Origin of the sequence: Streptomyces sp. NPDC003023, from assembly GCF_042888225.1 — a bacterium.
In the GTDB taxonomy this organism is placed as follows: domain Bacteria; phylum Actinomycetota; class Actinomycetes; order Streptomycetales; family Streptomycetaceae; genus Streptomyces.
In genome coordinates this window covers 1,853,423-1,867,299 of the sequence record NZ_JBIAPL010000001.1, presented here as the reverse complement: position 1 = coordinate 1,867,299, position 13,877 = coordinate 1,853,423, and the positions used below count along the sequence as shown (strand labels likewise).

At 71.4% G+C, this 13,877-nt stretch carries 11 protein-coding genes and 1 pseudogene; 1 reads left to right on the top strand and 11 read right to left on the bottom strand.

Annotated features, from left to right (window positions below):
* Window positions 1–283: 283 nt before the first annotated feature.
* The 3 genes from ACFYV1_RS07840 to ACFYV1_RS07830 form a co-directional block, all read right to left on the bottom strand.
* Window positions 284–1,468 carry an FAD-dependent oxidoreductase gene (locus ACFYV1_RS07840; RefSeq protein WP_389394460.1) on the bottom strand — a complete coding sequence of 395 codons (1,185 nt, stop codon included), beginning with the start codon at window positions 1,466–1,468 and terminating at the stop codon, window positions 284–286.
* Window positions 1,469–1,553: 85 nt separating this feature from the next.
* Window positions 1,554–3,107: an amino acid adenylation domain-containing protein gene (locus ACFYV1_RS07835; RefSeq protein ID WP_389394459.1), complete on the bottom strand. Its 1,554-nt coding sequence runs from the start codon at window positions 3,105–3,107 to the stop codon at window positions 1,554–1,556.
* The gene (locus ACFYV1_RS07830; RefSeq protein WP_389394458.1) at window positions 3,104–5,065 is read right to left on the bottom strand and encodes a beta-ketoacyl synthase N-terminal-like domain-containing protein; all 1,962 of its coding nucleotides are present in this window, start codon (window positions 5,063–5,065) and stop codon (window positions 3,104–3,106) included. The genes ACFYV1_RS07835 and ACFYV1_RS07830 overlap by 4 nt, the downstream gene beginning before the upstream one ends.
* A 707-nt stretch (window positions 5,066–5,772) precedes the next feature.
* On the opposite strand from ACFYV1_RS07830, the gene ACFYV1_RS07825 reads away from it, so the two are divergent.
* Window positions 5,773–6,792 carry a GAF domain-containing protein gene (locus tag ACFYV1_RS07825; RefSeq protein ID WP_389394457.1) on the top strand — a complete coding sequence of 340 codons (1,020 nt, stop codon included), beginning with the start codon at window positions 5,773–5,775 and terminating at the stop codon, window positions 6,790–6,792.
* A gap of 170 nt (window positions 6,793–6,962) precedes the next feature.
* Here the strand turns inward: ACFYV1_RS07825 and ACFYV1_RS07820 are convergent.
* The 8 genes and pseudogenes from ACFYV1_RS07820 to ACFYV1_RS07785 form a co-directional block, all read right to left on the bottom strand.
* Window positions 6,963–7,169 (bottom strand): annotated as a pseudogene (locus ACFYV1_RS07820) (nitroreductase/quinone reductase family protein); the annotation flags it as partial.
* A 226-nt stretch (window positions 7,170–7,395) separates the two neighbouring features.
* On the bottom strand, window positions 7,396–7,590 hold the full coding sequence (locus ACFYV1_RS07815) for a hypothetical protein (protein WP_389394456.1): 195 nt from the start codon (window positions 7,588–7,590) through the stop codon (window positions 7,396–7,398).
* Window positions 7,591–7,709: 119 nt separating this feature from the next.
* Complete coding sequence (locus ACFYV1_RS07810) at window positions 7,710–8,585, bottom strand: phosphatidylinositol-specific phospholipase C/glycerophosphodiester phosphodiesterase family protein (protein ID WP_389394610.1); 876 nt, start codon at window positions 8,583–8,585, stop codon at window positions 7,710–7,712.
* A 120-nt stretch (window positions 8,586–8,705) separates the two neighbouring features.
* Window positions 8,706–9,368, bottom strand: coding sequence for an ABC transporter ATP-binding protein (locus ACFYV1_RS07805; RefSeq protein WP_389394455.1), 663 nt, complete (start codon window positions 9,366–9,368; stop codon window positions 8,706–8,708).
* Window positions 9,352–10,260 (bottom strand): ABC transporter ATP-binding protein, encoded by a 909-nt coding sequence (locus ACFYV1_RS07800; protein ID WP_389394609.1) that lies wholly within the window; start codon window positions 10,258–10,260, stop codon window positions 9,352–9,354. Before ACFYV1_RS07800 ends, ACFYV1_RS07805 begins: the two co-directional genes overlap by 17 nt.
* Window positions 10,261–10,349: 89 nt before the next feature.
* Window positions 10,350–11,216 carry an ABC transporter permease gene (locus ACFYV1_RS07795; protein WP_389394454.1) on the bottom strand — a complete coding sequence of 289 codons (867 nt, stop codon included), beginning with the start codon at window positions 11,214–11,216 and terminating at the stop codon, window positions 10,350–10,352.
* Entirely contained in the window at window positions 11,209–12,174 is a 966-nt protein-coding gene (locus ACFYV1_RS07790) for an ABC transporter permease (RefSeq protein ID WP_389394608.1), read from the bottom strand. The genes ACFYV1_RS07795 and ACFYV1_RS07790 overlap by 8 nt, the downstream gene beginning before the upstream one ends.
* A 23-nt stretch (window positions 12,175–12,197) precedes the next feature.
* Complete coding sequence (locus ACFYV1_RS07785; RefSeq protein ID WP_389394453.1) at window positions 12,198–13,790, bottom strand: ABC transporter substrate-binding protein; 1,593 nt, start codon at window positions 13,788–13,790, stop codon at window positions 12,198–12,200.
* Window positions 13,791–13,877: the final 87 nt, after the last annotated feature.

Below are 13,877 nucleotides of genomic sequence, written 5' to 3'. Positions count from 1 at the left end.
GCGGAGAGATCTGCGAGGAGCGGACCTGTGAGATGTCCGCTGGTCGCGGGTGCCTGGCATCTGATTCCTCATACGCAGCGAAACACACCACTCATGGCAGTAAGGGACGATTCAATGTCCAAGTAGCCCTTCACCACCACATTCTGATGGGCCGTCATCAAGGGTGGTCGAGGCGGTTGAACCGTACCAGGATCAAGCCGCACCTTCACCCGCGCCCTCTGGCCGGATCGATCTTGTGGTCCGGCCTGGGCCGGCTCGGCCCCATTTCGCCCGAGTGCGCAGGTCACAGCAGAGCCAGCAGCTTGGGTGTGTAGAGGGCGCCGACGGTTCCGATGCCGGCGACCATGTCGAAGTAGATGGATGTCAGCTCCGGGTCCTTGCTCACCGCGCGCAGCAGGGACAGCCGCTGTTCGTGGGGCGCCAGTTGTGCCGCCGACAGGGTCGCCTCGTAGCCCGGTGCGAGGAAGGCGTCGCGCTCGTCCGCGTATTTCCGCAGCGCCTGGTCGAGTCCGTCCGGGGGGCCGTCGAGGAGCCCGCCGACGTGCCGCACCAGCGCCTCCGCCTGGAGGAACGCGTCGCTGATGCCGCGGGCGGTGATGGAGTCCTTGTGGTGCCCGGCGTCGCCCACCAGCGCCCAGCCGGGGCCGGTCGCCCGACGGAAGAAGTTCTGCTGGTCGCCGGTGCCGCGCAGCCGCTCGACTCGCCGCCCGCCCTCGAGCCGCTCGTGCAGGGCAGGGGCGGTCGCCCGGATCTGCCGCAGGTAGGCGGCGTGCGGGTCGGTGCGCACCTCGTCGAACCGGTCCTGCGGGAAGTAGGCCAGCACGAGCGTGGCGCTGTTGTTGGTCGGTACGGTGGCGACCCAGCTGCCCGGACTCTCGTAGAGCTCCAGGGTGGCCGGCACGTCCTGCCAGTAGCCGTAGTAGGCGCACGTCAGCCGGCGGTCCTGGGTGGTGAACTCCGCCGAGGCCAGCCGGGCGACCGTGGAGCGCATTCCGTCGGCGCCGATCACGAGCGGGGCCCGTTCGGTGAACGGGCTTCCGCCGTGCCGGCCCTCGACGCCCACGACACGTCCGGTGTCGTCCCGAAGGAGCCGGGTCACCGACGTCTTCTCACGGAACTCGACCCCCGCGGCGACGGCCGCGTCCGCGAGGACGGCGTCCAGGATGTGGCGGCGGGGGGCGTATCCGGACCGCTGCCCCTCCACTCCCCTGCCGTAGCCCTCCAGCCGGATGTCGGCCACCTCGTAGACCGCGCGGTCGAGGGGAGGGCATCCGGTGGCCTTCACGGCGTCCAGCAGCCCCCAGCGGGCGAGGGCGGCAACGCCCGGCTGGTGGATGAGGTGGGTGGAGAGGGTGTCGGAGGGGAAGCCCGCCCGGTCGAGCATCAGCACCCGGTGCCCCGCGCGTGCGAGGAGCATGGCCGTGGGAGATCCGGCGCAGCGCGCGCCGACCACGATGGCGTCGAACATGTACCTGCGTACCTCACAGACGTGGGAGGGCCGGGAGCGGGGACGGCACGCCGCCTGTGGTGTGCGGAGCGTCCCGTGGCGTGGGTCAGCGGCTGCGCGCCAGTCGCGCGAACAGGGCGTTGCGGTCGATCTTTCCGTTCGCGTTGAGCGGCAGCTGCTCGAGGGTGACGATCCGTCGGGGCAGCATGTAGGGCGGCAGGCGTTCGCCCAGCGCGGCGTACAGCTGCTCGTCGGTGCATCCGGTGCCGCTGACCGCGGCCTCGAGCTCCGGTTCGCCGTCGGACGCCGGTACGGCCAGCACGACCGCGTCGCGCACGCCCTGCTGTTCCCTGAGCATGGCCTCGATCTCGCCCAGTTCGATCCGGTGGCCCCGGATCTTGACCTGGTGGTCGGTGCGTCCGAGGTGGACGAGGTGCCCGTCGTGCATGGCCGCCCGGTCGCCGGTGCGGTACCAGTGCTTGTCCGTGAGCGGGAGGTCCGCGCCCTGGCGGGCGGCAACCGGGCCGGTGTCGTCGAAGGGCAGGAAGCGGCCGGAGTTGTTCGAGGGGTCCAGGTAGCCGGGGAACCGCTGGGGACCGCGGACGTACAGCTCACCGTTGTCGGCGGGCCTGCCCTCGTCGTCCAGCAGGAGGATGTCCAGCGTGGGGTGGCCGGTGCCGATCGGGACGGTGCCGTTGGCCGTGCGGGGCCAGTCCGCCCGGCGTCGGGGCAGCCGGTACGCGGTGCAGGAGATGGTGAGTTCGGTCGGACCGTACAGGACCTCGAGTGCGCTGTCCGGGGCGGCCGCCTGCCATTCCGCGGCGGCCGCCAGGGTCAGCGGCTCACCGCCGAACACACTCCAGCGCAGGGTGGGCATGCTGCCCGGTTTCAATGTGCCGAGGCGGGAGGCGAAGGTGATCAGCGACGGCACGGAGAACCAGTGCGTGAGCCGGAGCGCGTTGACCGTCCTGACCGGTGACAGGAGCTGGCCGCGCCTGGGGACGACGAGTGTGCCGCCGGCCGCCCAGGCGACGAACAGGTCGTGCACGGAGCCGTCGAAGGTGAGCTCGAAGGTCTGGGACAGCCGGCTGCCGGGCCCGATGTCGTAGCGGGACGCCATATGGGCGAGGTAGGCGCAGAGATTGCCCTGCGTGACGGGAACTCCCTTGGGAGTGCCCGTGGAACCGGACGTGAAGATGATGTAGGCGACCTCGTCCGGTCCGGTCCTCGGGTCCGGCAGTTCCGGCGGCGGGCCGGATGCCAGGGCGTTCAGCTCGTCCGCTCCCAGCACGAGCAGCGGCGCGCCCGCTTCGGCGCCGGCTGCGGAGGCGTCCCCGAGCACCAGCTCCAGGTCCGCGGTCGCTGCGATGCCGGCCGTACGGGCGGGCGGATGCTCCGGGTTGAGGGGGACGACGGCCGCGCCGGTCCGCAGCACGGCGAGGTAGCCGGCGTACGCGGTCACGGAGCGGCTCGCGAGGAGTCCGACCCTGCGCGGCGCCTTGCCGCCGTTGAAGGCGATCAGCCGGGCGGCGATCCGCTCGGCCAGGTCGCGCAGTTCGCGGTAGGACAGCCGCTCGTCGTCGAGTTCGAGAGCGGTGGAGTCGCCGGCCGCGTCGGCGGTGCGGTCGAACCATCCGTACACGGTCTGTGGGCTGCTCATGCGGTCCGCGCCTCCATCGCGTGGATCCACTCGCGCAGCGCGCCGACGGTGCGCAGGCCACCCAGTTCCTCGGGGTCCACCTCGCGGCCGGTCTGCTGGGACAGTTCCACGATGATCCGCAGTTTCGCCAGCGAGTCGATGCCCACGTCGACGAGTGTGGAGTTCTCGTCGTACGACGTGCGCGCGTGCTCGCGCAGCACCCAGTCGGCCAGGTCGCCCGTGCGTTGCTCGCGTTCGCCGTCGGGCCAGTACCGCTTGGTCTGCCAGGGGTAGCCGGGCAGCGGCACGAAGTGGGCGGGCTCACCGGAGATCGCCTCCCAGTCCACCGTGCCGCCCTCGAGGTAGCCGTCCGCCGCCTCGGTCAGCTTCCTGGGCCTCCGCTTGCGCCGTGGGGCGTCCCCGGACGCGTCGAGCGCCGCAGCCATCTCCTCGTGCGAGGACGCGACGACGGCCAGGCGGTGTTCGTGATGCGCGCGGCGGGTGGCCGCGCTGTAGCAGATGTCCCGGAGCGCGAAGGCGTTGCCGGGCCCGTCGGGACCGAGGTAGGCGGCATAGGCGCGGCCGAGGGCGGCCAGTGCCTCGGGAGAACGGGCGGAGAGGGTGAGCAGATACGGCTTGGCGGCCGTCCTCCCGGTGGCGGCGACCGGACGGGGGTCGGCCTGCCGGAGCACGACGTGCGCGTTCAGGGACGAGGAGCCCTGGCCCGAGACACCGGCTCGTCGCGGCCGGCCGTGGTCGGGCAGGTCGTGGAGCTTCTCCGGTACGAGCACCGGCAGTTCGCCCCAGGCGACCTTGGAGGTCGCCGTACCGAGGTGCAGGCTCTGCGGGACCTGGCCGTGTTCCAGGCACAGTACGGTCTTGATGAGGCCGGCGACGCCGCCCGCGGCCTCGGCGTGACCGATGTTGGTCTTGACCGAGCCGACGAGCAGGGGCCGGTCCGAGGGCCGGTCCGCGCCGAGGACTTCGCCGAGGGCGGTGATCTCCAGCGCGTCCAGTACGGGCGATCCGGCCCCGTGGGCCTCGACGTAGTCCACGTCGGCCGGTGCCACCCCGGCGTCCTCGTACGCCCAGCGGAGCACCTCGACCTGGCCGGTCAGCGAAGGGTTCAGCGGGGAGTCGCTGGTTCGTCCGTCGTTGCCGATCGCGCTGCCTTCGATGACGGCCCGGATCCGGTCGCCGTCGGCCAGGGCGTCGGTGAGGCGTTTGAGGACGACGACGCCCACCGCGTCGCCCGGTGTGTGGCCGTCGGCCCCGGCGTCGGCGAACTTGCTCCGGCCGTCGGCGGCCAGCCCTCCGGCCTGTGTCATCATGACGCCCTCGTCGGGGCGGAGGGTGAGGTTCACTCCGGCGGCGAGCGCCAGCGGGGTCTCCCCAGCGCGCAGGCTCTGCACCGCGTTGTGCACGGCCACCAGCGAGGAGGAGCAGGCCGTGTCGATCAGGACGCTGGGCCCGCGGAGGTCGAGGAAGTAGGACAGCCGGGCGGGGAGCAGTGAGCGGAAGTTGTTGAACTGGGCGGCGGTCACCGACTGCAGGCCCTCGCGGAACCGGATCTCCAGGTAGTCCGCCCGCGCGTTGCCGACGAAGACTCCGGTGCGGGTGCCCGCCAGTTCGTCGGGCCGGCTGCCCGCGTCCTCCAGCGCTTCCCAGGCCGTCATCAGCAGCAGCCGCTGCTGGGGGTCGAGTTCGACAGCCTCTGTGGGCGACATGCCGAAGAACTCCGCGTCGAAGTCCGCCATGCCCTCGACGTAGCCGGCGCGGCGGCTGCCGATCATGCCCGGCCCGGGCTGTTCGGAGTGCAGGATGTTCACGTCGTAGCGATCAGGTGGTGTCTCGCTGGTGGCGTCCACACCGTTTCGCAGCAGGTCCCACAGCTCGTCCGGTCCATCGGCACCGGGCAGCCGGCAGGCCATGCCGATCACCGCGATCGAGCGTGCGTCGACGCCGTCCGTCCTGTTCATCAGACCACTCCTTCAAGATGCTTCGCTTCGTGATGCCGATGCACGAACGCGCTGTTCACATGGCTCGGTGGTTGTCCGTGGGGTCGCGCGGCGACGGCGGCCGTCGCCGTTCCGCGGCAGGGCGTACCCGGGCCCGGTGGACGGGAGCGGACCACCGGCCGGAACGCACTGCGGGACCGTGCCGCCGGGTGGGGCGCCGGCACGGTCGTCCGGCCTGTCTCTCGCTCTCACGGACAGGCGCAGGCACTGCTCACGGGCGGCGGGGACGGCGCCGGGCCCGCTGCTCGGGGGGATGCCGCTAACGACATCACGGCGTGACGAGCGGGGCACTGTGCGACGGTGGCGTCACCGGCAGGGGCGTGCTGCCCGTGCCCGTGGCAGTGTCCCTGTGGTTCGAACCGCACTTGCCCCACTGCACTGTTCCCCTCCCCGCGCTCCCGCAGCGCGGCCCGCCGCATGAATACCCACCGCATGATTGTCATATGTAAAACCGCCTCGACCGATTCCGGTTGATGGATTGGCGGGAAGTGATCGCTCAAGGCTGAAGTCTTGCCCGGTTCCGACCAGAATGCACAGTTCAGTTCACAGGGAGAGCATCGCGGCTGGTGGCGTCGTCCCGCCTCGGGGACCGCACGTCTTCTCAAGTGATCCGGAAAAGAACACACTTGGTTCGTGCACGGGCACCGGGATCTGATTTCATCTGGCGCATGGACCCCCTGACACCCGATCAGACCCGGCACGCGAGCGAGCAGCGCAGGCTCCGCTTGCAGGTTCTCGGTCTCAACACCGTTGAGGCCGAAGCTACGTTCGACCGTGTTGCGCGGCTCGCGGCGACCTTCACCCAGTCGCCCCTCGCCATGGTCAACTTCATCAACGACGAGCGGCAGATGTTCCGCGGCATGTACGTGCCGCCCACCTCCCCCGACGACGCCACCGACACCAACAGCCGCGGCATCGTCTTCGACCTCAGCGACATAGCCCGCGAGGCACCCAGCGACTACGGCTTCTGCCCCCACGTGGTCGCGCAGGGTTCCCAACTGGCCCTGGACGACGTCTTCGACTACCCGCGGTTCCGGGGCAACGCTCTCGTCAACGACATGGGCGTGCGCTCCTACCTCGGCACCCCGCTGCGGGACAACACCGGCATGATCCTCGGCACGGTGTGCGTGGCCGACGTGGTGGCCCGCAACTGGGACCGGAAGATCAAGGAGGGCATGCAGGAACTCACGGAGACCCTGCTGTCCGAGTTCAAGCTGCGCGACAGCCTGCTCGCCCAGCAGCACGAGCTGTTCGCCGTCTTCGACGGCGCACCCTTCCCCATCATGCTCACCGAGGGGCCGCACCACCTGCTCCGCTACGCCAACGGCAAGCAGGGCGCGGCCTTCGGCATGGTGCCGCAGTTCAGCCCCGGGCGTCAGGTCCTGTCCGGCCTCGACTCCGTCGGTGTCTTCAACACGATGGACGAGGCATTCCACACGGGTCGGACCACCACGCTCCCCCACGCGGCGATCACCACCTACGACTCGTCCACGCCGCAGGCGTTCAGCTTCCTGTGCACGCCGGTGCGCACGTCACCCACCGCGCCGGTCAGCGGAGTGCTGACGGTGGCCATGAACAGCCACGAGTCGTATCCCGCCGCCGAGCAGCGGGTGTTCGCGGCGAACGTCCAGGAGCGGTTCGAGCAGCTCGGCACCAACGGCTTCGGCAGCGCGATCCCCGGCCGCTAGATCCCCGGCCGTTAGAACCGTGACCGGCAAGGTTTGCCCGTGAAGGAGCGTCGCGCGGTGCGTGCGGCGCGGCAGGGCAGAGCTTGCCGGGAAGGGCTCTGGCACGGACGGGACGGGGGGCGTGCCGTGCCCGGACCGGTACGCCCGCCGGCGTACCGGTCCCCGACCCCTCAGCGCTCGCGGCCGGGCACTTCGGCGACGAGGACGGGGATCTCCCGGTCGGTGTTCTTCTGATAGTCCTCGTAGTCGGGATACGACTCGACCGCGCGTCCCCACCAGGGCGCCTTCTCCTCGCCCGTCACCTCACGCGCCGTCATGTCCCTGCGCACCGGGCCGTCCTGCGGCTCCATCCGCGCGTCGGCCTTGAGGTTGCGGTAAGGGCTGTCCCGTAATCCACGGTGGATCAGCGCGCGGCGTCAGATGCGGTGCATCGCAAGGCGGAGGGTCGTCCTCATACTGGATTGGGCGAGCCGCCCAGTGCGGCCACCAGGGCGTAGCCGCCCGCACCGTGGAGCGGCGTCGTCTGCGTCCCTTCGTCGTGTGCTGGTCCGTCGGTGCGACAGCGGCACGGCTGTGCTGCTTCCCGCGCCGCCGACCCGGCAATCACGGTCTGAGGCTGCTGACGACATTGGCGGTGGCCGCGATGCCCTCCTGGATGGTCGGCGCCATGCTGGTGCCCGCCAGGAAGAAGCCCAGCAGGGCGCAGACGATCGCGTGGCTCATCTTCAGCCCCCCGCTGCGCAGGAAGATCACTGCCAGCACCAGCAGAAGCAGCACCACCGAGATCGAAATGGCCATCGCCAACCTCCTTGACCGCACCGGAACAGCGGCGTTCGGCGGCCAGTCTGGCGCAGCGGGCGTCCCGCACGGCCGACTGGCGTGTCCGCCGTACGGGTGCATCTGACGGAGGCCGGGTTCTAACGGTCGTTGTGGCGCAGGAAGCGCTCCAGTCCTGCCAGGTCGTCGGTGTTGACGTGGTCGGCGCCCGCGGCGAGCAGTTCGTGCCAGACCGCGTCCCGCGCCGGGCCTGGCAGGTCGGGTGTGGCCCAGAAGCGGACGCGCTGGGAGCGGCGGTGGGCCGTGGCCACGAGGGTGTGCAGCTTCTCGCGTTCCGCGGCGGGGAACTCACCCGTGCCGAGCCAGCTGAAGCTGTGAGTCCAGTTGCCGGAGATCAGCGGGATGAAGGAGGCCGGAGCGGGGTCGTGGGCGGCGAGGTCGTCGAGGCGGCCGTCGTAGAAGGCGTACCGCACCCGCTGGGCCTCCATCGGGGCGCGGGCCGCGCGGTCACCGGATATGACAGGTGTGACGGCTCCGAGGCGGACCCGGCCGTGGGCGCAGCTGCTGAGCATCCGCCGGTAGTGGCGCAGCTGGCGGTCGAGTTCGAGGTAGGCGGCGACGCCGTCCGTCTTGATGTCGATGAGCAGTTGGACGGGGCGGCGGTGGCCCGGGTACACGGTGCCGTGATGGGCGCGTGTCCTGGCGAGCAGCGGGTCGAGGTAGAGGGAGCGCAGGGTTCTTGCGGGGTCGAGTTCGGCCGGTTCGTGGGCGACCAGCAGCTCGCCGTCGACGAGGAAGATGTCCGCCTCGACGCTGGTGAAGCCGTGCGACAGGGCGTCGTGCAGGGGACGTTCGTGCAGATAGTCGTTGTGGGCGTGCGCGCGGCGCAGTGGCGCGGGAGTGGCCCCGTTCGTGCTGTGCCGCGCGGTGGCGGCTCGGGCGGGGATCGCGGCGGCGCCGGTGAGTGCGGCGGCTGCGAGGGTGGTGACGACGGTGCGACGGGTGGCCGGCACGATGACCTCCGGGCTCTGCGGGACGGGAGGGACACCGGTGAGTATCCGCCGGGCGTGGCCCGACGGACAGGGGGGCACGAAGAGTTCGGCCATCCGTCATGTGCCGTGCCGGCCCGCGGGCGCTCAGCCCGCGGTGATCCGGCCCCAGCTGACGGTCCGGTCGCACCAGCGGTCGAGCAGGACCCGGTCGTGCCCCACCGCGAGCAGTCCGGCGCCGTGTTCGCGCCGGTACGCCTCGACCACGCCCACCAGTGCGGCGGTCGTCGACGCGTCCAGCATGGCCGTCATCTCGTCGCAGACCAGCCAGCGCGGCCGCAGCACCAACGCTCTAGCCAGGCAGGCGCGTTGCAGCTGTCCGTCGCTGACCTCGTGCGGCCGCCTGCCGAGCAGTTCGCCGGTGAGGCCCACGGCCCGCGCCGGTTCCTCGGCGCGGGCCCAGGCGTCCGCCCGCCGGTGGCCGGCGGCACGCAGCGGCTCCGCGATCAGCTCCCGCAGGGTCAGCCGCGGGTCGGCGGACAGCCGCGGCTGCTGGAAGACCACGCCGACGGCGGTCCGCAGGGAACGCGGTGCGCCGTGGCGCCAGCCGTTCACCGGCTCGCCGTCCATGACGACCCGGCCCTCGTCGGGCCGGTGGAGGAGCGCCGCGACCTTCGCCAGGGTGGACTTGCCGCACCCACTGGGGCCGAGCAGGCCGACCGACTCGCCGGGGGCGATGGTCAGACGAGCGCCTCGTACGACGGGCCTGCGGCGGTCGTAGCCGGCGGTGATGTCACGCAGTTCGAACACGCTGCGGCTCCTCGGCGTGGTGGCAGGCGGTGCCGTCGGTGAGACGGGGCAGCACGGTGCAGGCGTCGTCGGCGCGGTCGCACCGGGGTGCGAAGGCGCAGCCCTCCGGGAGGTCGCCCAGTTCGGGAGGCTGCCCCGGAACGGGAGTGAACGCCCGCTCCGGCAGGGCGTCCAGGAGACCGCGGGCGTACGGGTGGCGGGGGCCGGGGCGGCCGAAGAACGAGTCGGCGGCGGTGAGTTCGACGATCCGTCCGGCGTACATGACGGCGACCCGGTCGGCGGTACGCTCGGCCGCCGCGAGATCGTGGGTGATCAGCAGCAGCGCGCGCCCCTCGTCCGCGTGCCGGCGCAGTTCGTCGGCGGTGTGGTCGACCAGCTCCCGGTCCAGGCCGGTCGTCGGCTCGTCGGCGAGCAGCAGGGGCGCGTCGCCGACGAGGGCGATCGCGGTGGCGGCGCGCTGCGCGAGTCCGCCGGAGAGTTCGTGCGGGTAGCGGTCGAGGTGGTCGGCGGGGAACGCGGCCCGTTCGGCCGCGACGGCGGCGGCCCCACGCGCGTCGTCGCCGCGCAGGCCGGTGAGCGCGCGGACGGTCTCGACGAGCTGTGCGCCGACGGTCCGCACGGGGGTGAGGTGCGCCGCCGGGCTCTGCGGCACCAGTGCGACGCGCCGGCCTCTGACCGTGCGTGCGAGGGTGCGTTCGTCGGCGCCGAGCAGTTCGACGCCGTCCACGACGGCGGATCCGGCGGTCTGGGCGTTCGCGGGGAGCAGTCCGAGGAGGGCGGAGGCCAGTACCGACTTGCCGCAGCCGCTTTCGCCGACGAGAGCCAGGCACTCCCCCGCCGCGAGGTCGAAGGAGACGTCGCTCACGGCGGCGACATGACGTCCGCCGCGCATCCGGAATCGCACGGACAGCCCGTGGACGGCGAGGACCGGCGGTGTCGTCCCGGTGTCCTCTTGCGACGGGTGGCCCTGAGGTCGCGTGGTCACAGCATCAGCTCCGATCGGCGGCGGGGACTGATCCGTTCGCGCCACGCACCGGCGAGGCCGGCCACGGCGAGGGTGGGGACGATCAGGAACAGGCCGGGGAACAGCGTGGGCCACCAGTCGCCGGCGAGCAGCGAGCCGCGCGCCGACTGCACCAGGTTGCCCAGGCTCGCCTGATGGGTGGGCAGTCCGAGGCCAAGGAACGACAGCGCCGACTCGTGCCACATCGCGTGCGGCACCATCAGCACGGCCGCGAGCCCCGCCTGCGGCAGCACGCCCGGCAGAAGGTGCCGTACGGCGACCCGCCTGCGGGACGCGCCGCCGCTGATCGCCGCGTCGATGTACGGGCGTGAGCGCAGCGACAGCACCTCGGAGCGGACGATGCGTGCCGTGGACAGCCAGTGTGTCAGCGCGACGGACACGATCACGGGCCACACCCCGGGCCGGAACATCGCCACGACGAAGATGCCGAGCAGCAGGTGCGGCACCGAGGAGAAGGTGTCGACGAGCCGCATCAGCACCCGGTCGACCCAGCCGCCGCCGACTGCTGCCACGGCGCCCACCACCGTGCCGATCACGGTGGCGACGAGTGCCGCGACCAGCCCGACGAGCAGCGAGACCCGCAGCCCGTAGACGCAGCGCAGCAGCAGGTCCCGGCCTACGTCGTCGGTGCCGAAGGGGTGGGCGGCCGACGGCGGTCGCAGTTTCATCGACAGGTCGACCGCCTGCTGGTCGAGCTGTACGAGCGGCGGTACGAGCAGCACCGCCAGCGCGACGGCCGCCACGGTCACCGCGGACACGGTGACGCGCACGGTCCGGGTGGAGCGGCGGGTGCGGCCGTGGGACTTCCACGCGAGGTCAGCCATCGAAGCCCACCCTCGGGTCGGCCAGTCCGTAGAGCAGGTCGGACAGCAGGTTGCCGAGCAGCACGGCAGCGGTCGCGAGCACGGTGAGCGCGGCGAGCAGCGGGAAGTCCACGGATGTCGCGGCCTGCACGGTGGCGGCGGCGATGCCGGGCCAGCTGAAGACGGTCTCCACCAGCAGTGCTCCGGTGATGAGTTCGGGTACGCGCGAGCCGATGAGGGTGAGCATGGGGAGCATCCCGGAGCGCAGCGCGTGGCCGAGGAGGACGGTGCGTTCGCCCAGGCCGCGGGCGCGCGCGCCGCGGACCGGGTCCTCGTCGAGTGCGTCGCCGACGCCCTGCCGCACGTACAGGAAGAACCACGGCAGCTGGCTCATGCCCAGGACCGCGGCGGGCAGCACCAGGTGGGTGGTGACCTGGCCGAAGGTCACGGTGTCGCTGCCGGTGTCGGTGAGGCCGCCGGCCGGCAGCACGCCGAGTTCGAGCGCGAAGAACCAGATGGCGAGGAGTCCGAGCCAGAACGCGGGCGCGGCTTCCAGGGTGTAGGCGAGGGAGCTGACGCACCGGTCGAGGTGTCCGCCGCGCCGGCGGGCGGCGAGCACGCCGAGCGCGGTGCCACCCGCGATGGCCAGTGCGAAGGCGGTGGCCGCCAGCAGCACGGACCAGCCGGTCCGTTCGGCGATCACGTCGGCGACGGGCTGCCGCATCACGCTGGAGTCGCCGAGGTCGCCGGTGAGGGCGGCCGTGAGCCAGTTCCACCAGCGGGTGACGAGGGGCTGGTCGACGCCGAGGTTGGCGCGGATCTGGTCGAGGTTCTCCTGCGAGGCGGTGAGTCCGGCGGCGCCGGTGTACGCCTTGACGGGGTCGAAGGGCGAGGCGGCGGCGACGGCGAAGACCGCGAACGTCACGGCGAGGAGCACCGGGACGGCGAACAGGGCCCGGCGTCCCGCCATCCGCGCCATCGCCCCTGCGGGGAAAGCGCGTTTCACTTCTTCGGCGTCCAGTCCTCGACGTTCCACCAGGGGCCGGAGGCCAGCCCGTGGTCGTGCGGCTCCACCTGGGTGCTCGGGCCGTCCCACCTGTCGTTCATGACGTAGACGTGGTCGATGTGGGTGAGGAAGGTGTAACCGGGGTTCCTGGCCAGTTCGCGCTGCACGGTGTCGTACGCGGCCTTGCGAGTGGCCTTGTCGCCGCTGCGGCGGCCGACTTCGAGGGCTTTGTCGACGGCCGGATTGTCGTACCACGCCATGTTGTTGAAGCCGTCGCCCGCGAGGGAGGACTTGAGCAGCAGGTACTGGTCGAAGTCGGGGTCGCCGGGCGCTCCGCCGCCGGCGAGGACGGCGTCGTGCTTCATCCGCGGTTCGATGACCTCCCAGGTGCCCGCCTTGGTGGTGATGTCGATGCCGGCCTTCCTGGCGTCGGAGGCGTAGGCGAGGGCGTGGTCCTGGCGGAGTTTGTCTCCCGTGAGGTACCAGAGCGGGAAGGCGGCGCGAACGCCGTCCTTGACGCGGATGCCGTCCTTGCCGGGCTTCCAGCCGGCCTCGTCGAGGATCTTCCTGGCCCCGGCGAGGTCGTGGCGGCGCTCGGTGCCCTTGGCGAACCACTCGCTGTCGGTGGGGACGGGTCCGTGGGCGGGCCTGCCCGCGCCTTCGAGGATGCTGTCCACCATGGCCCGGCGGTCGACGGCGATGTCGAGTGCGCGGCGCACGGCGGTGTCGCCGGTCACCTTGTTGTGGGTGGGCAGGGTGACCGTGCGGTAGTCGTACGTGGTGGCCTCGTACGTCTTCCTGTCCGCCTCGCCCTTGAAGCCCTTCGCCAGGTTGGGCGGCAGGATGGCGCCGTCCAGGTCTTCGGCGCGCAGCCGGGTGGCGCGGACGTCGTCGTCCTTGATGATGGCCATGGTGAACTTCTTCACCGCGGGCGCGCCGCCCCAGTAGTCCGGGTTGGCCTTGAAGCTGATCTTCTCGCCCTTGGACCAGCCGGTCAGGATGTACGGGCCGGTGCCGACCGGCTTCGTGGTGAACGGGCCGGTGTTGACGTCCTGCTTGCCGGCGATGTGTTCGGGGGCGATGGGGAGCACGGTGCGCTGCGCGAAGGGCGCGTAGGGGTACTTGAGCGTGAAGACCACGGTGTCGTCGCCTTCGGCCCTGACGTTCTCGACGGCGTCGAGTTCGGTCCTGGAGGCGTTGTTGGTCTTCTCGTCGAGGATGGTGCGGTAGGTGAAGACGACGTCGTCGGCGCCGAACGCCTCGCCGTCGCTGAACTTCACGCCCTGGCGGAGCTTGTAGGTGTAGGTGAGGCCGTCGTCGCTGACTTCGGGCAGTTCGGCGGCGAGGGCGGGCCGCAGGCGCATGTCCCCGTCGAAGGCGAGCAGCCCGTCGAAGACCTTGGAGTTGCCGTCCTTGCCGTAGCCGAGCAGCGGGCTGAGGCTGTCGGGTTCGTAGGCGATGCCGACGACCACCGAGTCCCTGGCCGTGGAGCCGCCGGCACCGCCCGGGGCGGAGCAGGCCGCCGCGCCGAAGGTCAGCGCGACGGCCATGGCCGCGGCGGCCGCGGCCCGTATCGATCGGCCCGTCATGTACGTCCACCCCTGTTGAAGATCAGCCGTTATTGCAAACTGCTCGCAATTAAACAGCATGTAAAGGGTGGGACGGAACATGGGGTG